The following is a 20,612-nucleotide window of genomic DNA, read 5'->3' as shown; positions in this document are numbered from 1 at the left end:
ATTGCCAATTGATTTATTTCAACGAAATTGAGGCATCGGGTCCAATAAACGCAGCATGAATGCTTCACATTGGGCGACCTGCTCCAACGCGACGAACTCGTTAGGTCGATGCGCTTGTTCTATGTTGCCCGGACCGCACACCACCGTTGGAATTCCTGCGCGCTGAAATAGTCCAGCCTCAGTCCCATAAGAGACCGCACCAGTAGTATGGTTACGCGACAATGAAGCCGCCAGTTGTACAATCGCGTCATGCTCTTTCGTATTCAAGCCTGGCGCGGAGGCCAGCCATTCGAAAGCAATCTTCGCATTCGGCTCAATCAGCTGCATTTCGGGCAGAAGCTTCGCGGCGAAATCTTGCACTTCCTGGTACAAACGCTCAGCATCAACGCCCGGCATGGTACGCGCTTCAAAATCGAAAGCACATTCCTTAGGAACAATATTCGATGCAAGTCCACCTCGAATTAAACCAGTTTGCATCGTTGTATAAGGAACCGTAAAACCATAATCACGGGTTTCAAGTTGTGCAAAGCGGTCGGCCATCTGTCGAATATAAACAATGATACGCGCGGCATATTCGATCGCGTTCACACCCATCGTTGTGTAACTTGAATGTGCTTCGCGCCCGGTAATGCAGCAGCGGAATCGATTCGTGCCTTTGTGGGCGATGATCGGCTGCATTGACGTCGGCTCACCAACGATACAACCGGCCGGTTTCAATCCTAGCTCTTCCAGATCCTTAATTAAGCCTTGCACGCCGATGCAACCAACTTCCTCATCGTACGATAAAGCAAAATGCAATGGCGCTTCCATATCGGCTGCCAAAAATTTCGGTGCGAGCGCGAGCGCGGTGGCGATGTAGCTCTTCATATCCGCTGAACCGCGACCATAAATCAACCCATCTTTGATCGTCGCCTTGAAAGGATCGGTGTCCCAAGCCTGGCCTTCGACCGGCACAACATCTGTGTGCCCCGATAGAATCAGCCCGGGCTTTTTACCCTGCCCTAACGTGGCAAACAAATTTGCTTTCTTACCTGTCGAGTCGTACGTCAACCTTGATGTAACGCCAAGCCCTGCCAAATAATCACGGGTCCACTCAATTAAACCTAAATTGGAATCTCGCGAAACTGTCGGAAAAGCAATCAGACGTTCGATCATCGTCATGACGTCTGGTGATGGCTGAAGCAATGCTGCTGAAATCGGGGCGGTGCTATTCATAGAGTTCCTTTGGTGATCGCCAATGTTCGATGGCATGTTTGATAACGTGTTCGATGACATTGGTCAGAGAAGACAGAAGACGACAAATTCGTATGCAAATTACATGCCTATATATACAAACTGGTTTACTATCTTTGACAATGCAGCTGCGTTGAACTATGAAGAATCTTACCTTTCTTTAGAAGATTTCGCCCGCAACATGCCGAACTGACCGGCTAACAATCACAAATCGCAAGCCATCCGATAGGAACCCCCGATGATCATTAAAGAAAGTAGCTCCGCATCCCTCATACCAGACCATCATCCGCAAACTTGGCGTGCCGTCATTTCCTCCTCGATTGGGAATGCATTGGAGTGGTTTGACGTGCTAATTTACAGTGCATTTGCGGTGACGATTGCGAAACTATTTTTCCCAACAGAGAACCAAACGGTATCGTTACTGATCACATTTGCAACCTTTGGTGTTTCTTTTTTTATGCGCCCTCTTGGTGCGGTGATACTTGGCGCGTACTCGGATCGCGTCGGACGCAAGGCTGCTTTGACGTTTTCCATCATGCTAATGATGATCGGCACATTGATGATCGCCGTCATGCCAACTTATGCCTCGATCGGTCTTTGGGCACCCGCCGGAATTGTATTGGCCCGACTCATTCAGGGATTCTCAGCAGGTGGAGAATTCGGAAGTTCCACCGCTTTTCTGGTTGAGCATGCGCCGCATCGACGCGGATTTTTTTCCAGTTGGCAAGTTGCCAGCCAGGGCCTGAGTATTTTATTGGCTGCGGGCTTCGGTGCTGTATTGTCCTCGCAATTATCGACTGAGCAATTAGAAGGATGGGGATGGCGTCTGCCGTTTCTGTTCGGTTTGCTCATCGGACCGGCTGGCTATTACATCCGTAAAAACCTGGAAGAGTCGCCTGAGTTCTCGGCCGCCAGCGCAACCAGTACGCCATTGCGCGACATTATGACATTTCAAAAAGAACGTCTGCTAATCGGTACGGGCAGCGTCATCATGGCAACCGTGTCGGTGTACCTGGTCATTTACATGCCTACGTATGCGGTAAAACAGCTTGGCATGACATCGACTGCATCATTTAGTGCAACGATCATGGCCGGGGTGATCATGATGCTTTTCTCACCGTTGGTTGGTCATCTATCCGATAAATACGGTAGAACACCTTTTATGCTGACAAGCAGCATTCTGTTTGTGGTCCTTACCTATCCTTTATTTTCTTATTTATCGACGCATCCAAGCTTTTTAAATTTGCTTCTAGTGCAAGGCATCATCGGCATTTTAATGACGATGTATTTTGCATCCATGCCTGCGCTGCTATCGGATATCTTTCCAGTTCAGACGCGGGGCACCGGTATGTCACTTTGCTATAACATCGCCGTGATGATTTTTGGCGGTTTTGCAGGCATGACAATCACCTGGTTAATTGCCGCGACTGAAAACAAGCTCGCCGTGACTTTCTATGTCATTGCTGGCGCCATACTCAGTGTGATCGCAACGCTTGCAGCACGTTACAAGTTGCGGTTACGTTAATTTCATACTATTGAAATTAATCTGTTGTCATAAAAGTTCTGTGACATTGGTAGGAATAGACCTGGCCGGCACTTGCTTTTGCAAGTACCGGCTTTTTTATATGTTCTAATCTAGGTTTAGGCATTGCCCGTCGTAGCGGCAATGCCATGTCCACAATGCGGAGAAACCTATGAAGTTGATCGAATCGATTATCCAGTTTCAGTCAGAAATTCAAGCTATCCGGCGCGACTTACACGCCCATCCCGAGCTCTGTTATAAAGAGCAACGCACAGCCGACGTAGTCGCCGAAAAATTAACAGAATGGCACATACCAGTCATTCGTGGAATGGGTATTACTGGCGTAGTTGGTGTTCTAAAAAAGGGTAACGGTGAACGTGCGATCGGTCTGCGCGCCGATATGGATGCACTACCGGTACAAGAATTAAATACTTTCGCGCATGCCTCTCAACATGAGGGGAAAATGCACGCATGCGGTCATGATGGCCACACCGCCATGCTGCTAGGTGCCGCACGGCACTTATCTTTGCATGGTGATTTTGACGGCACTGTTTACTTAATTTTTCAGCCAGCGGAAGAAGGTGGTGCTGGCGCACAGCGCATGATTGACGATGGTCTTTTTGTGCAATGTCCTATGGAAGCGGTATTTGGCATGCATAACTGGCCCGGCATGCCCGCCGGTAAATTCGGTGTAACACCCGGCCCAATGATGGCATCAAGTAATGAGTTTGAAGTCATTATTAAAGGCAAAGGATCACACGCGGCGCAGCCGCACAAGAGCGTTGACCCGGTAATGATCGCCGTACAAATAGCTCAGAGCTGGCAAACTATCGTAGCCCGAAATGTGAATCCGAACGACTCCGCAGTCCTCTCAATCACGCAAATACACTCGGGCAGTGCCACGAATGTGATTCCAGATGAGGCTACATTGATCGGGACGGTTCGTACATTTTCGGTCGATGTGCTCGATTTAATTGAGGAGCGGATGCGTGATATTGCACATCACACAGGCGCAGCATTTGGCGCTGAAGTGGACTTTCGCTTCCACCGTAATTACCCACCGCTAGTCAATCATCCGACAGAAACGGCATTCGCCGTCTCTGTGATGCAGTCGATGTCTGGTGCCGATAACGTTAATGCAACGGTTGAGCCGACAATGGGAGCAGAAGACTTTGCTTTCATGTTGCAAAGTAAGCCTGGCTGCTATGTGTTTCTCGGCAATGGCTCCGGCGACCATCGCGACGGCGGTCATGGACTCGGCCCTTGCAACTTACACAATGCCAGCTATGACTTCAACGACGAATTGCTCCCTATTGGGGCAAGTTACTGGGTTAATCTAGCAGAAGCATATCTACAGGTGGTGAAGTGATCAACGCCCTCGCTGGTGGCTTAGCTGCGTTGAGATTAATTGATTGATGTAAATTAATTCGGGACGTACTTTACATATCAGGTCTTCAAATCCGGTATGACGATTTGTCCGCTTGATAGATAATTCTACACATTTAGATTTGTCGGCATACCGTATTTCAATAGCAAGATGCAACGCTATCCGTCGTTAAAATACGTTGGTGCAGGCTGCAATAAGCCACTTCAGGATCGCGCCATGACTTTAAATATTGACGTGTATTTTGAAGAGCCTACATAATCACTTATTCTGCAAAAATTTCGATTTTGAACTATTATTTAGCAGCGCATCCCGCCATTTAATTTTGCCTCATCCTAGTAGATCATTACCTGCCTCTTATATTTCTTTGTCGAAAGTCTTTATGCATAAAAAACGAATAGGTTTCAAAATCCTTACAATCGGATGCTTATTAGCTGGTGTACAGGCGGCCTATGCAATCAATTACACACCTGACTCTGCTTCGCTCGAGGTTGGTACTGGGAACAAAAGCCAATTTGTCCGTGCGGCAACTCAATGGGATTGGGGAACCAAGTGGTGGCAATCAAACGGCACGCATATCGGCGGTTACTGGGACTTGAGTTTGACTGAATTTCGGGAAAATCAGTATCAGAACGCACCTGGTCAGCAAAGAAAAATGACAGATATCGGGTTCACTCCAGTATTCCGTTTTCAGGCAGATGATAAAAAAGGTACTTATGCCGAAGCTGGCATTGGCGTGCATTTGATGTCGCATTTATACGATAACAATAGCCGTCGCTTTTCTACAGCATTTGAGTTCGGTGACCACATTGGCGTCGGCTATGTCTTTAGCAATGGTCTGGACCTTGGTCTGAAATTGCAGCATTTTTCTAATGGTGGAATTAAGGAGCCCAATAGCGGTGCAAATTTCGCTGTAATCCGGGCGGCTTATCACTTTTAAATGTTAGCGCTGGCGAATGTTTATTGTTGGCAGGGAAAGTTTAGTCTCTGACAAGGCTTAAATTTAATGTATTTATTAGCAAAAAGGCCGCGCCATTTTGGTTTGCGGCCTTTTTGCTGTGGAAGTGTATCTCTCTCAGGAGTGTTGTTCACCGAAGACTGGCACAGAATGTAAAGCCTTACAGGAAAGTGTTTATTTTGGTGTGGGGTATTTGACGTGACGGTTAATGGTGGGTATTCTGGCCGATCGTGACCACCGATTCTGGTCTATCGTGACCGACCATTCTGGCGCATCGTGACCGCTCATTCCGGTCTATCGTGACCGATTTCAAGCCCGACCAGAATCGGCGGTCACGATAGCAGAATCATCGGTCACGATACCGGAATGGTGTCGTACAGCACCGTGATGATGTTACGCATAGAGCAACCGAACGGGTACGCTTCCAGTTTGTCTGGAGACAACGTGCCCGTACAAAGGATCACTATGCGTAAGATAAAAGACGTATTACGTTTAAAACTGGATGCCAAACTATCGCACCAGCAGATTGCCGCAGCACTGGGGATTTCAAAAGGAGTCGTCACCAAGTATGTCGGCCTGGCCGCCGTTGCCGGTTTGGACTGGTCGGCGGTGCAAGATGTAGACGACACCGAGTTGGCGCACCGGCTTTTGGTCACGCCAGAACGGACCCGAGACCATGTCCAGCCAGATTACGCCAGGCTGCATCACGAACTGCGGCGCAAGGGGATGACGCTGATGTTGCTATGGGAAGAGTATCGTGCCGATTATGCCCAGCACCAGACCTATGCCTACTCACAGTTCTGCGTGAATTACCGGCAGTTTGCCAAACAGCTCAAACGCTCTATGCGCCAGATTCACCGGGCTGGCGAGAAACTGTTCATTGATTATGCTGGTCCGACTATCGGTCTCACTGATGGTAGCCGTGCCCACATCTTCGTCGCTGCTCTGGGCGCATCGAGCTACACCTATGCCTGTGCTACGCCGCGTGAGACGATGGCCGACTGGCTCACTTCGACAGCGCGTGCGCTGCGCTTCTTCGGCGGGGTACCGCAGTTGATTGTTCCCGATAATCCGAAGGCTATGATCGCCGACGCCAATCGCTACGAACCACGCAGTAACGACACCGTACGCGATTTTGCGCGCCACTACGGCACCTCCATCTTGCCAGCCCGTCCGCGTCATCCTCAGGATAAAGCGAAGGCCGAATCAGCAGTGCAGATCGTCGAGCGCTGGATCATGGCGCGTCTGCGACATCAGCAATTTAGCAGCGTCCACGAGGTCGATGTCGCCATCGCACCGCTGCTGAGCGTACTTAACGATAAGCCGTTTCAGAAGCTACCCGGTAGTCGCGCCAGTGCGTTTGCCCAACTCGATGTCCCGGCGCTACGGCCTTTGCCATTGCAATGTTATGAGATGGCGCATTTCAAGACTGTCAGGGTGCATAACGATTACCACGTTGAGATCGGCCGCCATCACTACAGTGTGCCGCAAGCCCTGGTCGGTCAGGTGCTGGAAGCCCGGATGACAGCGACGACAGTGGAAATCCTGCATCGCGGTCAACGTGTCGCCAGTCATCCGCGCAACAGTGGCGAAGGCGGGTTCACCACCGACACCCTGCATATGCCGGTGGCGCATCGTGCGCAATTGGAATGGACGCCACAGCGACTGATTCACTGGGGACAGACCATCGGTACGGCGACAGCGGAGGCGGTGACGCGTCTGATGGCCGAGAACAGACATCCCGAGCACGGCTACCGTGCCTGTCTTGGTCTGCTGTCATTGGCCAAGCGCTACGGCAAGCCACGTCTTGAAGCAGGATGCATGCTGGCCTTACAGCTCGGTGCCTGCCAATACCGCCACGTCCGTGACATTCTCAAAAATAACCGTGATCGCACACCGTGTGCCCCAGTTGGCGATTGGGTCAGTCCTGACCATGCCCATGTGCGTGGCCCTGATTACTATCAATGAGGATGTCAACGATGATGATGCATACCACTCTGGCCCAATTGCGGACCTTAAAACTCGATGGCTTAGCGACCGGACTGGAGGAACAATTGACGCAGGCCAGTATGGCGGCGATGAGTTTCGAGGAACGTCTGGCACTCTTGGTTGATCGCGAAGTCCATTGCCGCAATGACCGCAAGCTCCTGCGCCTGCTTAAGAACGCCCACCTGAAATACGCACAAGCGGCGATTGAAGACATTGATGCCCGCTCGGGGCGTGGCATCGACCGCCGTGAAGTGATGAGTCTGGCGCTGGGAGATTGGGTCAGTGCTGGCCACAGCATTCTCATTACCGGACCGACCGGTGCTGGCAAATCGTGGCTGGCCTGCGCACTGGCACAGTACGCCTGTCGGCGCGGATACTCTGCTGTTTATCAACGCGTACCCCGTCTACAGGAAGAACTACGCATCCGGCACGGCAGCGGCAGCTTTGGGAAATGGCTGCTCCAACTCGCCAAGATCGATGTCTTGGTACTTGATGACTGGGGCATGGGCGCGATCGACAGCACGACCCGTTCCGACTTGCTGGAGATGATTGACGACCGGGCGGCAAACAGAGCGACGATTATTACCAGTCAACTTCCTGTTGACCATTGGCATGCCTGGATTGGCGACGCCACTATTGCCGACGCCATCCTGGACCGCATTCTGCAGCGCAATCATCGGCTGACACTGACCGGCGATTCACTGCGTGGCGCAGAACGACCTAAAACCAGCAAAAAGGAGAAAACTATCGACCCATCGTGACCGCAGACATTACAATTTAACCGCGTAACAACATCGCAGGCGCAGCGGTCACGATCGGCCAGAATGAGCGGTCACGTTGACCAGAATACGCATAATGGGTAAGCGATTGCCAATGGTGTACTGAAGAGCGGCGGGTAGGTAATGAAGATGGTAGCCAATGGCGACGGCAGGAGATCGCATAGCTAAGCATCTCAAGATTAGGCTGAGTGTCACGAAATGTGAAGATTACAGTAGATATTGCTCGTGAGCGCTGAGTGCGCTTGGCTTGCTGGCTCTTGTCCGGTCGCGGGGTAGCTGATGCGCGGTTAATGTTGTTGAGGGTTGGGTGTTGAGTGTTGTTGGTTGTCATTGCATAAATCGTTTCTGCAAAGCAAAAACCCTCCCCGATTACTCGGAGAGGGTTTTCTAATAAGAGCCTGACGATGACCTACTTTCACACTGGTTGCAGCACTATCATCGGCGCAAAGTCGTTTCACGGTCCTGTTCGGGATGGGAAGGGGTGGTACCAACTCGCTATGGTCATCAGGCATAAACTGTAGTGTCGTGTGTTCCCAATGGGGCAACAAACAACGCAATCTAGAAGAAGTAAAGTTTTGTATTACTGCAGTGCAGTGACAAGGGTGTGTCACCGCACTGCTGGGTATGATTGCACTTTTCAGGCAAACACATATCTCATTAGCTTAATCTATAACCTGCTAAGGTTATAGGGACAAGCCTCACGGGCAATTAGTACTGGTTAGCTTAACGTATTACTACGCTTCCACACCCAGCCTATCAACGTCCTGGTCTCGAACGACCCTTTAGGGGAATCTAGTTCCCGGGAAATATCATCTCAAGGCAAGTTTCCCGCTTAGATGCTTTCAGCGGTTATCTCTTCCGAACTTAGCTACCCGGCAATGCCACTGGCGTGACAACCGGTACACCAGAGGTTCGTCCACTCCGGTCCTCTCGTACTAGGAGCAGCCCCCTTCAAATTTCCAACGCCCACGGCAGATAGGGACCAAACTGTCTCACGACGTTTTAAACCCAGCTCACGTACCACTTTAAATGGCGAACAGCCATACCCTTGGGACCGGCTACAGCCCCAGGATGTGATGAGCCGACATCGAGGTGCCAAACTCCCCCGTCGATATGAACTCTTGGGAGGAATCAGCCTGTTATCCCCAGAGTACCTTTTATCCGTTGAGCGATGGCCCTTCCATACAGAACCACCGGATCACTATGTCCTACTTTCGTACCTGCTCGACTTGTCAGTCTCGCAGTTAAGCACGCTTATGCCATTGCACTAACAGCACGATGTCCGACCGTACCTAGCGTACCTTCGAACTCCTCCGTTACACTTTGGGAGGAGACCGCCCCAGTCAAACTGCCTACCATGCACTGTCCCCGATCCGGATAACGGACCAAGGTTAGAATCTCAAACAAACCAGGGTGGTATTTCAAGGTTGGCTCCACGCAAACTAGCGTTCACGCTTCAAAGCCTCCCACCTATCCTACACAGATTGGTTCAAAATTCAATGCAAAGCTACAGTAAAGGTTCATGGGGTCTTTCCGTCTAGCCGCGGGTAGATTGCATCATCACAAACATTTCAACTTCGCTGAGTCTCGGGAGGAGACAGTGTGGCCATCGTTACTCCATTCGTGCAGGTCGGAACTTACCCGACAAGGAATTTCGCTACCTTAGGACCGTTATAGTTACGGCCGCCGTTTACTGGGACTTCAATCAAGAGCTTGCACCCCATCATTTAATCTTCCAGCACCGGGCAGGAGTCACACCATATACGTCCACTTTCGTGTTTGCATAGTGCTGTGTTTTTATTAAACAGTCGCAGCCACCTTTTTATTGCAGCCCTTTCACCCTTCTGGCGCGAGCCAGTCAAGCTACCGGGGCGTACCTTATCCCGAAGTTACGGTACAAATTTGCCGAGTTCCTTCTCCCGAGTTCTCTCAAGCGCCTTAGAATACTCATCTCGCCCACCTGTGTCGGTTTGCGGTACGGTCTCGTGTGACTGAAGCTTAGAGGCTTTTCTTGGAACCACTTCCGATTGCTTCATGAATAAATTCACTCGTCTCAACCCCTTGAATTACGCTGCCGGATTTGCCTAACAGCCTTCTCTGAGCCAAAAACCGACTATTCCAACAGTCGGACAACCTTCCGCGATCCGTCCCCCCATCGCATCACACGACGGTGCAGGAATATTAACCTGCTTCCCATCAGCTACGCATCTCTGCCTCGCCTTAGGGGCCGACTCACCCTGCTCCGATGAACGTTGAACAGGAAACCTTGGGCTTACGGCGTGGAGGCTTTTCACCCCCATTATCGCTACTCATGTCAGCATTCGCACTTCTGATACCTCCAGCATCCTTTACAAGACACCTTCGCAGGCTTACAGAACGCTCTCCTACCATATGACCTATAAATAGGTACATATCCGCAGCTTCGGTGACTGGCTTAGCCCCGTTACATCTTCCGCGCAGGACGACTCGATCAGTGAGCTATTACGCTTTCTTTAAAGGATGGCTGCTTCTAAGCCAACCTCCTGACTGTTTTAGCCTTCCCACTTCGTTTGCCACTTAGCCAATCTTTGGGACCTTAGCTGGCGGTCTGGGTTGTTTCCCTCTTGACGTCGGACGTTAGCACCCGGCGTCTGTCTCCCAAGCTCGCACTCATCGGTATTCGGAGTTTGCAATGGGTTGGTAATTCGCAATGAACCCCTAGCCATAACAGTGCTCTACCCCCGATGGTGATACTTGAGGCACTACCTAAATAGTTTTCGGAGAGAACCAGCTATTTCCAAGTTTGTTTAGCCTTTCACCCCTACCCACAGCTCATCCCCTAATTTTTCAACATTAGTGGGTTCGGACCTCCAGTGCGTGTTACCGCACCTTCATCCTGGCCATGAGTAGATCACTTGGTTTCGGGTCTACACCCAGCGACTGAACGCCCTATTCGGACTCGATTTCTCTACGCCTTCCCTATACGGTTAAGCTTGCCACTGAATGTAAGTCGCTGACCCATTATACAAAAGGTACGCAGTCACGGAACAAGTCCGCTCCTACTGTTTGTATGCACACGGTTTCAGGATCTATTTCACTCCCCTTCCGGGGTTCTTTTCGCCTTTCCCTCACGGTACTGGTTCACTATCGGTCGATTACGAGTATTTAGCCTTGGAGGATGGTCCCCCCATGTTCAGACAGGATTACACGTGTCCCGCCCTACTTGTCGCACACTTAGTTCCACACCACCGATTTCATGTAAGGGGCTATCACCCTCTATGGCCACTATTTCCAGAGTGTTCCATTATCGCTGATGCTAAATCGTGCAGGCTGTTCCCATTTCGCTCGCCACTACTCTGGGAATCTCGGTTGATTTCTTTTCCTGTAGCTACTTAGATGTTTCAGTTCGCCACGTTCGCCTTGCATACCTATGTATTCAGTATGCAATACCCATAAAGGGTGGGTTTCCCCATTCGGAAATCTGCGGATCAAAGCCTGTTTGCTGGCTCCCCGCAGCTTATCGCAAGCTACTACGTCCTTCATCGCCTGTAATCGCCAAGGCATCCACCATGTGCACTTATTCACTTGTCCCTATAACGTTAGCCTCTGATCGCGTTCACGACCAAAAACCGGTTATAGGATATTACTTATGAGTATTACTTTAGCGTTTGCCGTATCCAAAGTGTTATCGCATTTGCATACTTACGTATGCTCTTTTGAGAACTCTTTAATACTTTTTGATTTGATACAATCATACCCATCCACACTACTGTCGTAGCGCAGACGAATCTTTACTTCTTCTAAATTGTTAAAGAACAAACAGCCAATGATCTTAAAAAGATCAAACCTAAATCGCTTTTATTTCACGCTACTACCCCGCGCAAATACTGACTTAGGTTTGATTTTTTACGCTTACTTTATGCACCAGGCGGTGTGCCCGGAAAAGTAAATGGTGGAGGCTAACGGGATCGAACCGATGACCCCCTGCTTGCAAAGCAGGTGCTCTCCCAGCTGAGCTAAGCCCCCCTTAAATCGTACCTCTATAACTGGTGGGTCTGGTTGGGCTCGAACCAACGACCCCCGCGTTATCAACACGGTGCTCTAACCAACTGAGCTACAGACCCGTCCTGATTAGCACGTTCCTAATATGACTGTTCTTCTTCTAACTAACACACCGATAAGTGTGGACGCTTAATGTCCGGGCAAACTCTAGAAAGGAGGTGATCCAGCCGCACCTTCCGATACGGCTACCTTGTTACGACTTCACCCCAGTCACGAATCCCACCGTGGTAAGCGCCCTCCTTACGGTTAGGCTACCTACTTCTGGTGAAACCCGCTCCCATGGTGTGACGGGCGGTGTGTACAAGACCCGGGAACGTATTCACCGCGACATGCTGATCCGCGATTACTAGCGATTCCAACTTCATGTAGTCGAGTTGCAGACTACAATCCGGACTACGATACACTTTCTGGGATTAGCTCCCCCTCGCGGGTTGGCGGCCCTCTGTATGTACCATTGTATGACGTGTGAAGCCCTACCCATAAGGGCCATGAGGACTTGACGTCATCCCCACCTTCCTCCGGTTTGTCACCGGCAGTCTCATTAGAGTGCCCTTTCGTAGCAACTAATGACAAGGGTTGCGCTCGTTGCGGGACTTAACCCAACATCTCACGACACGAGCTGACGACAGCCATGCAGCACCTGTGTACTGGTTCTCTTTCAAGCACTCCCTGATCTCTCAAGGATTCCAGCCATGTCAAGGGTAGGTAAGGTTTTTCGCGTTGCATCGAATTAATCCACATCATCCACCGCTTGTGCGGGTCCCCGTCAATTCCTTTGAGTTTTAATCTTGCGACCGTACTCCCCAGGCGGTCTACTTCACGCGTTAGCTGCGTTACCAAGTCAATTAAGACCCGACAACTAGTAGACATCGTTTAGGGCGTGGACTACCAGGGTATCTAATCCTGTTTGCTCCCCACGCTTTCGTGCATGAGCGTCAGTGTTATCCCAGGGGGCTGCCTTCGCCATCGGTATTCCTCCACATCTCTACGCATTTCACTGCTACACGTGGAATTCTACCCCCCTCTGACACACTCTAGCCTTCCAGTCACAAATGCCATTCCCAGGTTAAGCCCGGGGATTTCACACCTGTCTTAAAAAACCGCCTGCGCACGCTTTACGCCCAGTAATTCCGATTAACGCTTGCACCCTACGTATTACCGCGGCTGCTGGCACGTAGTTAGCCGGTGCTTATTCTTCAGGTACCGTCATTAGCCCCAGGTATTAACCAAGACCGTTTCTTCCCTGACAAAAGAGCTTTACAACCCGAAGGCCTTCTTCACTCACGCGGCATTGCTGGATCAGGCTTGCGCCCATTGTCCAAAATTCCCCACTGCTGCCTCCCGTAGGAGTCTGGGCCGTGTCTCAGTCCCAGTGTGGCTGGTCGTCCTCTCAGACCAGCTACTGATCGAAGCCTTGGTGAGCCTTTACCTCACCAACTAGCTAATCAGATATCGGCCGCTCTGATAACGAGAGGTTCTTGCGAAGCCCCCTCTTTCCCCCGTAGGGCGTATGCGGTATTAGCTAATCTTTCGACTAGTTGTCCCCCATTACCAGGCACGTTCCGATATATTACTCACCCGTTCGCCACTCGTCAGCGGAGCAAGCTCCCTGTTACCGTTCGACTTGCATGTGTAAGGCATGCCGCCAGCGTTCAATCTGAGCCAGGATCAAACTCTTCAGTTTAATCTCTGTTTTGTGGCATTGCTGCCTAGCATCGCTGCTATCGCTCACTCAAAATACTGACAGGCTATCTCCCCAATTTGACTCAGGCAAATATCCTATTTTCTTCTTTTGTGAACATTTAATGTTTTAAGTTATACGCAAACCACCGAAGTAGTTCACGCTGCACTTTCATTAAACGCCCACACTTATCGGCTGTTAATTGTTAAAGAACTGTCTCTGTTTGGCGTCACACCCAACCTTACGCTCGGTGTTCGCAGCGCTGACAAAGCGTTTTGTTTGTCAGCAGCAGAGAGATGAGATTATGTGGCACTTCGAACTTTTCGTCAACTTCTTTTTAAATCATTTTAGAAACAATTTAAAACCAAATCAACTCACAACTACCGCTCAAAACACCCCACTTTACAACCTCGTTTCCGCCTCCAATTTCGCCCTTCGCACCGCTTGCGCCGTACTCAGTATTTCGCGTCGTTTTCAACAGAGGCCGAACTATAGCAACACATCTCAACACTGGCAAGCAATTTTTAATATAAATTAAATTATCTTTTCTTATCCAAATCCCAGCGCACTACAGACTCTCCATTAGCCGTCTTTTTTGGTGCTGGTCGGAAGGCGTGGCCGTAAATAATTTCGAATGTCAGCGGCAGTTTGCCATCCGCTCTGCGCGTCGCTTCAATCGCATCCACTACGCGCTGCCATGCCGCACGACCAACCAAAGAACGACTACGTGTTACAAGAGGATTACCACCGAAGGACTTCACATCAGCCAGTAGCTTCTCTAACGTGTCATAAGTGACAGTGATTGTTTCCATATCCATTACCGGCGTCGAAAAACCAACGTTCACCAGCATGTCACCAAAATCATGCATATCCACAAACGGTAACAACGGCATATGCGACACAGGATTTGCCGCCGCAAACGCACCACGCAACTCCTTGAAAGTATCTGGACCAAAACAAGAAAACATTAGCAATCCATCAACTCGCAAGACTCTTCGCCACTCAGCAAATACACGATCTGGCTGCGGATGCCAATGTAATGCCAGATTGGACCACACCAAATCGACAACGTCACGCGCCAGCGGTAGCGCTGCGAAGTCACCGCAGAGCAGGTCCGATTCCAGGCTGCTACTCTTTATAGGCAGCCACTTCTTTAACAGGCGATTGACTGAAGACTGCGCTGCCTCTTGCTGATTTTGTGCTGCTGACAACATTCCGAACGATGCATCCAACCCTAATATGCGAGCTTGGGCGAAGCGCTGCTGCAATGTATATATATCCGGCCCATCGCCACATCCCGCGTCGAGGACACGTTTCGGCAAAATTTTAACCAGCGCTAGGCGCTCATGCATTCTTGTTGAAATCTCGCGGCGCAAAAATTCGGACTCCCGCACGCAGGATGGATCGGCAAATAATGTGCGTACCCGATGCAAATCTATTGGAGCGCTGGAAACTGCGTCATTCAAAGCATAAGCCAAAGGCTTATTAGATGAGGGCGACGATGGTGAAGAGGATGAGATTGGCATTAAAATCTGTCGGTTAAATGAAGTGCGATAATTCACTTAGTTTACACCGTTGCACAATTACGCGACGTACGTCATAAAAGTCCCCACAAACATATATAGAGCAATTTCAACCAAATACGCTGATCCATTGATGCTTAAAGCCCTACTTCGCTGGTCGCAACAAATACCCGCTCTTCTGCGTGATGGGCTGCCGACATGCTGTGCGTTGTGCGGTCAAATCGGTCTAAACGTCATTTGTGCCGGCTGCGATCAAAGCTATTTTTCACATGAAACAGTACGTTGCCAGCAGTGCGCAAACCCTCTGCCCGTCATTAGCAGAAAAACGCCTGACTTATGCGGTTTGTGTGGTGACTGCCTGAAGCAAAAGCGTGCTTTTGATGCTTCGGTGGTAGCGATTGACTATGCTGCGCCCGGCGACCAACTCGTACTAACACTAAAGTTTGGTGGACAATTGGCGCTCGCGCCAGTATTTGCGAGAATGCTGCGCGATGCCGCACTACGCCGACCAGTTATAGCGAACAATTTACCTGATATATTAACTGCGGTCCCACTCAGCCCAAAGCGAATCGCTAAACGGGGCTTCAATCAGGCTTTAGAAATCGCTAAACCGCTATCGCGCTTGTTGAATATTTCTCTACAGCCCAATTTAATACAGCGCCCCCACGATACTCTGCCACAAGCGAAGCTGGCCTTGCATAAGCGCCGCCAAAACTTGCGCAATGCTTTTACCGTCCCGCCCCAAGCGGTCAAACTCATTTCCGGACGCCATATCGGCGTGATTGATGATGTAATGACGACCGGTGAAACACTAAACGAGCTCGCGCGTACATTAAAACGCTTCGGAGCCGTCCGTGTCACTAATATTGTCTTTGCCCGAACACAACTTAAATAGAAGGAGAACACCGTTGTTTCATGTCGTACTGGTTGAGCCTGAAATTCCGCCGAACACCGGCAATATTATTCGACTATGTGCCAATACCGGCGCACAGTTGCATTTGATCGAACCGCTTGGATTCCCGCTAGACGACGCAAAAATGCGACGAGCGGGCTTGGATTACCACGACTATGCAACTATGAAAGTGCATCCCAATTGGTGCGCCTTTATCGATTTCATGAAACTTGAACCCAACTACGATCCAAGCCGGATGTTTGCAATGACTACGCATGGCTCTACGCCCTTTGCCAACATTGCGTTTCAACCGGGCGATGTGTTCGTGTTCGGATCTGAAACGCGCGGACTGGATCCCGAACTACGCGAATCGTTTGTAGAGTCTCAGCGTATCCGTCTACCAATGCGCCCCGATAATCGGAGCTTAAACCTGTCCAATACGGTAGCTGTGGTCGTGTATGAGGCATGGCGTCAAAACGGTTTTGTAGGGGGTGCCTAATAATAACGATCCCGCTGTAGAAAGTGCTTAAAGCATCGGCTTTCGGTCGCCATCCTCTCGGCCTTAGAAATTTTGTATGGATATTCGAGTGTTTGGCTGCTTGACAGACATCGGTGGCTTATCTTTCGACGACCTTAGCGAAACGGTGTAATTGCTATAATCGGTGCTTCGATTTAGTGCGCGCTGCTATTTTTCTTGCACCGAGTTGTTAAGTCCAACGGTATTACTCAGTCGCATTACGCATTTAATAACGGCACATGACCAATCCCCAATCATGGTCATTTGCTGTGTTGCTCCACTATTAGTTAAAGGAATATCATGTTTCCACGCCTTATCGTCTCGGTCTTTGCATGCATAATCAGTGCGTCTGTTTGCGCGCATGACTACAAACTTGGCGCGTTAAAAATTGACCATCCGTACGCCCGTGCAACCGTACCGGGCCAACCCAGCGGCGGTGCCTATCTGAGTATAGAGAATACGGGACCCGGCACAGACAAGTTACTCAGCGCGACCTCGCCTGCTGCGAAATCAGTGGAGATTCACACGATGAGGATGGATGGCGATGTCATGAAAATGCGTGAAGTAGGAGAAGTTGAGCTACAGCCGACGAGCACGCTAAACATGGCGCCCGGCGGTGGTTTTCACATTATGCTAATGGGGCTGACGAAACCGCTTAAAGTAGGCGACAAGTTTCCAATGACATTAACGTTTCAGAAAGCGGGAAAAATTGACGTCTCCGTCAGCGTTGACGATATGAGCAGCAAGCCCGGTACGATGCACCAACATTGATGGAAACAGCATGGAGAGGCGGATAACTATTCGCCTTTACCTTTGTATCACTTCTGCGTTATCGATTGTCGCGGGCGAACAACTGGACGACAATAAAAACAAACGAATCAGGGTCGATAGCGAATGGCTAAGTGCCCTGACGGACTTTAGATAGCAACTTACTCGTCGAACGATCATGCTCAAAAGGTATGGCAACCACTTTGCCGCCATACGCGAGAACCGCTTGTCCCTCAGGAATCGCGTCCATCTGATAATCGCCGCCCTTAACGTAAATATTTGGTCGACCTTCCTGCACAACTTCAAGCGCCGTATCTTCATCAAACTCAACCACCAGACTTACCGCTTCTAAGGCTGCGAGTACCGCCATGCGATCGGCACACGTATTAATCGGCCGATCATCGCCTTTTCCAAGACGCTTAACCGACGCATCCGTGTTCACTGCGACCACGAGCGACGCGCCTTCCTGCCGCGCTTGTGCGAGATAGGTGACGTGACCGCGATGCAAAATATCAAAAACACCATTAGTTAACACTACCGGCTGCGGCAAAGCAGCGATGCGGGTACGTAATTCAGCTCTGGAAGCAATTTTTTGTTCGAATGTAATCATAGCGCTCATGTAACTTATTTGACTTATATATATCAGCAATAAAAAAAGCCGCAACATTGTGCGGCTTTAATGGAACCATCTTAAAATATGGCGTCAATATTTATCACAATATTAACCAGTTTAAGCGTTTGCAGCGAATAACTAAACGTTCACGACCGGCGCGACGGCCGATGTAGCTAAACGCGCAACAATCTCTTTACGGTAACGATTCAACTCCTGCACCGTTGAAAAGCTACGCTCAAATAGCAATGACATATTGTGCAATATGCGATCAACTACTTTCTTTTCCCACACGCCATCAAATTGAATCTGGTCATCAAGCCAGCGCTCGAGCCATTCTGGATCAGGCAACCGGCTTTGAACCGTATCATTCGGGAATAACGTCTTATTCACGTGCAGATTCGTCGGGTGCAAGGGCTTTTCAGTCCGGCGTGCAGATGCCATCAATACGCCAATCTTAGCGAACGCAGCAGACGCGGTATCGCCAACTTCCACCAGCGCCTTTTTCATGTATTTCAAATACGCACCACCATGACGCGCTTCATCCTGGCTAATAATTTTATAAATCTGCTTGATAACCGGTTCGGTGTGCCACTCAGATGCACAACGATACCAATGATTGAGACGAATTTCGCCGCAAAAATGCATTGTCAACGTTTCAAGTGGCGGCGCAGGATCAAATTCGAAGCGCACTTTATCAAGTTCCGCTTCCGTCGGAACCAACTCGGGCCGAAAACGCCGCAGATACTCCATCAATACCAGCGAATGCTTTTGCTCTTCGAAGAACCACACTGACATGAATGCGCAAAAATCGCTATCACCATGGTTATCGCGCAAAAACATTTCTGTCGCAGGTAGCGCTGACCATTCTGTAATTGCATTCATGCGAATCGTCTGAGCCTGCTCATCGGAAAGTTGGGAAGCGTCGAATTTGTCCCACGGAATATCGGTCTCCATGTTCCAACGGACTTGTTCCAGCGATTTAAACAGTTCGGGATACAGCATACATACCTTACAAGATGGGTTAACGCCCTGATTTTACCAAGAATTACCTTAGCAACCTATTTATAAGCTGTGTAGTCGTCAGATTCAATCATCTGCATTGAAATAACTACTGAAAAAGCTTTCATCGTCACGATTCACTTTTCACAAGAAGTTTCACATTTTCCTTCCTGCAACGCTTTTATATACGCCAATTACGGCGCATTGGATTCATCTTCATATATTATCAAATGCACCATTAAACTAATTTGAATCCAAACGCGATGCAGCGCCGTATCAATAACAGGATGATTAAGTCCCGTATTTAAAAAGGGCATCTATATAAAAGATTAATGAAAATTAACGTGACCCCAGGAGAGGCAAGATGAAAATAGCGATTATTGGTTCTGGTATTTCAGGCCTCTCCTGTGCGTATCGCTTAACGCAGGCTGGTCATCATGTCTCGCTTTATGAGGCTAATGATTATTTTGGCGGTCATACCAACACAGTCGATGTGACCCTGGAAGGGCAGACTTATGGCGTCGACACCGGCTTTTTGGTATTTAATCACCGAACTTACCCCAACCTGGTCAATCTTTTCGACGAATTGCAAGTCGAAACGGTCGCTACCGATATGTCGTTTTCCGTCAAAATCCCCATCAATGGTTGCCTCGGAAAACGCACACTGGAATGGTCAGGTACGAATCTCAACAGCGTATTTACGCAGCGCCGTAATTTGCTTAATCCGCGCTATATAGGAATGATCCGCGACATTCTGCGCTTCAATAAGCAAGCGACCTTACTCGCCAACGACAAAAACTCACCCCTCGGGCGGATGTCGCTAGGAGAGTTCTTGTCGCACAATAACTATAGCCAAGCATTCAAAACCTGGTATTTGCTTCCAATGGCTGGATGTATCTGGTCTTGCCCAACCGCACAAATGCTCGCCTTTCCAGTGTCGAGTTTTATTCGCTTTTGTCATAATCACGGATTACTGCAAGTGAATGACCGACCTCAATGGCACACCGTTAAGGGTGGCGCCCGACAATATGTTGAAAAAATAATAGCAGCGATTCCTCATAAATATTTAAAGACTCCCGTAACCGGCGTGCGTCGGGCTTACATTAATGACGTTTGCCAGGTGGTGATTCAAACCCATCAAGGCAGTTGCACCTACGACCATGTCGTCATGGCCGGACATAGCGATCAAAGCTTGAAATTGTTGCAAGATATTTCCATGCAAGAAAAAAAACTCCTGTCAGCGGTCCAATATCAGCCCAATCACGCAGTACTGCATACCGATCACAGTTTGTTGCCAGGCAACCGCAAAGCCTGGGCGGCCTGGAACTATCAAAGCGAGAATGGTAACGATCCCAAGGTGTGCGTCCACTATTTGCTCAATCAATTGCAGCCGCTTCCTTTTAAAACACCTTTGATTGTTTCGCTCAACCCGATCGAACAACCGGCACCGCACAGCGTGATACGCCGATTCGACTATGCCCATCCTATATTCGATGCTACGGCGATTGCCGCGCAACCCAAATTCGAGAAGCTTCAAGGACAAAATAACACCTGGTTCGCGGGTGCATGGCTCGGTTACGGATTTCATGAGGACGGTCTCAAATCGGGACTAGCCGTCGCAAATGCCATTATTGGCCAACCAGAGATCATTCACAACATTAAACCGGCACTGTCTATGCCCATTGAGAGCATCGCGGCTTAGCACAGGAGAAA

At 49.6% G+C, this 20,612-nt stretch carries 14 protein-coding genes, 2 tRNA genes and 3 rRNA genes; 9 read left to right on the top strand and 10 right to left on the bottom strand.

Annotated features, from left to right (window positions below):
• Positions 1 to 18 precede the first annotated feature (18 nt).
• Entirely contained in the window at positions 19 to 1,215 is a 1,197-nt protein-coding gene (argE, locus tag RGU75_RS09385) for an acetylornithine deacetylase (RefSeq protein ID WP_322235230.1), read from the bottom strand.
• A gap of 256 nt (positions 1,216 to 1,471) precedes the next feature.
• On the opposite strand from argE, the gene RGU75_RS09380 reads away from it, so the two are divergent.
• The 5 genes from RGU75_RS09380 to istB all read left to right on the top strand — a co-directional run bounded on the left by RGU75_RS09380 (position 1,472) and on the right by istB (position 7,847).
• Complete coding sequence (locus RGU75_RS09380) at positions 1,472 to 2,758, top strand: MFS transporter (protein ID WP_322235226.1); 1,287 nt, start codon at positions 1,472 to 1,474, stop codon at positions 2,756 to 2,758.
• A 169-nt stretch (positions 2,759 to 2,927) separates the two neighbouring features.
• On the top strand, positions 2,928 to 4,124 hold the full coding sequence (locus tag RGU75_RS09375; RefSeq protein WP_322235224.1) for a M20 aminoacylase family protein: 1,197 nt from the start codon (positions 2,928 to 2,930) through the stop codon (positions 4,122 to 4,124).
• Between the two features lie 397 nt (positions 4,125 to 4,521).
• Positions 4,522 to 5,079, top strand: a complete 558-nt coding sequence (locus tag RGU75_RS09370) for an acyloxyacyl hydrolase (RefSeq protein WP_322240375.1) — start codon at positions 4,522 to 4,524, stop codon at positions 5,077 to 5,079.
• 462 nt (positions 5,080 to 5,541) lie between these two features.
• A complete protein-coding gene (gene istA / locus RGU75_RS09365; protein ID WP_322240175.1) occupies positions 5,542 to 7,065 on the top strand; it encodes an IS21 family transposase in 1,524 nt (507 codons plus the stop codon).
• Positions 7,066 to 7,076: 11 nt separating this feature from the next.
• Positions 7,077 to 7,847, top strand: coding sequence for an IS21-like element helper ATPase IstB (gene istB / locus RGU75_RS09360; protein ID WP_322232626.1), 771 nt, complete (start codon positions 7,077 to 7,079; stop codon positions 7,845 to 7,847).
• A 16-nt stretch (positions 7,848 to 7,863) separates the two neighbouring features.
• Here the strand turns inward: istB and RGU75_RS09355 are convergent, their stop codons facing one another.
• The 7 genes from RGU75_RS09355 to RGU75_RS09325 form a co-directional block, all read right to left on the bottom strand.
• Positions 7,864 to 8,196, bottom strand: a complete 333-nt coding sequence (locus RGU75_RS09355; protein ID WP_322235222.1) for a hypothetical protein — start codon at positions 8,194 to 8,196, stop codon at positions 7,864 to 7,866.
• A gap of 65 nt (positions 8,197 to 8,261) precedes the next feature.
• Positions 8,262 to 8,374 (bottom strand): 5S ribosomal RNA (rrf, locus tag RGU75_RS09350).
• A 178-nt stretch (positions 8,375 to 8,552) separates the two neighbouring features.
• Positions 8,553 to 11,435, bottom strand: a 23S ribosomal RNA gene (locus tag RGU75_RS09345).
• 359 nt (positions 11,436 to 11,794) lie between these two features.
• A tRNA-Ala gene (locus RGU75_RS09340) sits at positions 11,795 to 11,870 on the bottom strand.
• Between the two features lie 21 nt (positions 11,871 to 11,891).
• Positions 11,892 to 11,968 (bottom strand) — tRNA-Ile (locus RGU75_RS09335).
• An 89-nt stretch (positions 11,969 to 12,057) separates the two neighbouring features.
• Positions 12,058 to 13,590, bottom strand: a 16S ribosomal RNA gene (locus RGU75_RS09330).
• Together the 16S, 23S and 5S rRNA genes with 2 tRNA genes alongside form the textbook arrangement of a ribosomal RNA operon.
• A 536-nt stretch (positions 13,591 to 14,126) precedes the next feature.
• Positions 14,127 to 15,113 (bottom strand): methyltransferase domain-containing protein, encoded by a 987-nt coding sequence (locus RGU75_RS09325; protein WP_322235220.1) that lies wholly within the window; start codon positions 15,111 to 15,113, stop codon positions 14,127 to 14,129.
• A gap of 130 nt (positions 15,114 to 15,243) precedes the next feature.
• Between RGU75_RS09325 and RGU75_RS09320 the strand changes: the two genes are divergently transcribed.
• The 3 genes from RGU75_RS09320 to RGU75_RS09310 all read left to right on the top strand — a co-directional run bounded on the left by RGU75_RS09320 (position 15,244) and on the right by RGU75_RS09310 (position 17,290).
• Complete coding sequence (locus tag RGU75_RS09320) at positions 15,244 to 16,005, top strand: ComF family protein (protein ID WP_322235218.1); 762 nt, start codon at positions 15,244 to 15,246, stop codon at positions 16,003 to 16,005.
• A gap of 13 nt (positions 16,006 to 16,018) precedes the next feature.
• The gene (locus RGU75_RS09315; protein ID WP_322235216.1) at positions 16,019 to 16,501 is read left to right on the top strand and encodes a tRNA (cytidine(34)-2'-O)-methyltransferase; all 483 of its coding nucleotides are present in this window, start codon (positions 16,019 to 16,021) and stop codon (positions 16,499 to 16,501) included.
• 318 nt (positions 16,502 to 16,819) lie between these two features.
• On the top strand, positions 16,820 to 17,290 hold the full coding sequence (locus RGU75_RS09310) for a copper chaperone PCu(A)C (RefSeq protein ID WP_322235213.1): 471 nt from the start codon (positions 16,820 to 16,822) through the stop codon (positions 17,288 to 17,290).
• 127 nt (positions 17,291 to 17,417) lie between these two features.
• Here the strand turns inward: RGU75_RS09310 and rfaE2 are convergent, their stop codons facing one another.
• Positions 17,418 to 17,897 (bottom strand): D-glycero-beta-D-manno-heptose 1-phosphate adenylyltransferase, encoded by a 480-nt coding sequence (gene rfaE2 / locus RGU75_RS09305; RefSeq protein WP_322235212.1) that lies wholly within the window; start codon positions 17,895 to 17,897, stop codon positions 17,418 to 17,420.
• 141 nt (positions 17,898 to 18,038) lie between these two features.
• Entirely contained in the window at positions 18,039 to 18,902 is an 864-nt protein-coding gene (locus tag RGU75_RS09300; RefSeq protein WP_322235210.1) for a ferritin-like domain-containing protein, read from the bottom strand.
• A 361-nt stretch (positions 18,903 to 19,263) separates the two neighbouring features.
• On the opposite strand from RGU75_RS09300, the gene RGU75_RS09295 reads away from it, so the two are divergent.
• Complete coding sequence (locus RGU75_RS09295; RefSeq protein WP_322235209.1) at positions 19,264 to 20,601, top strand: NAD(P)/FAD-dependent oxidoreductase; 1,338 nt, start codon at positions 19,264 to 19,266, stop codon at positions 20,599 to 20,601.
• The last annotated feature ends 11 nt before the right edge of the window (positions 20,602 to 20,612 follow it).

Origin of the sequence: Glaciimonas sp. CA11.2 (assembly GCF_034314045.1) — a bacterium.
Classification (GTDB): Bacteria; Pseudomonadota; Gammaproteobacteria; order Burkholderiales; family Burkholderiaceae_D; genus Glaciimonas.
This window is presented reverse-complemented; position numbering and strand designations above follow the sequence as displayed.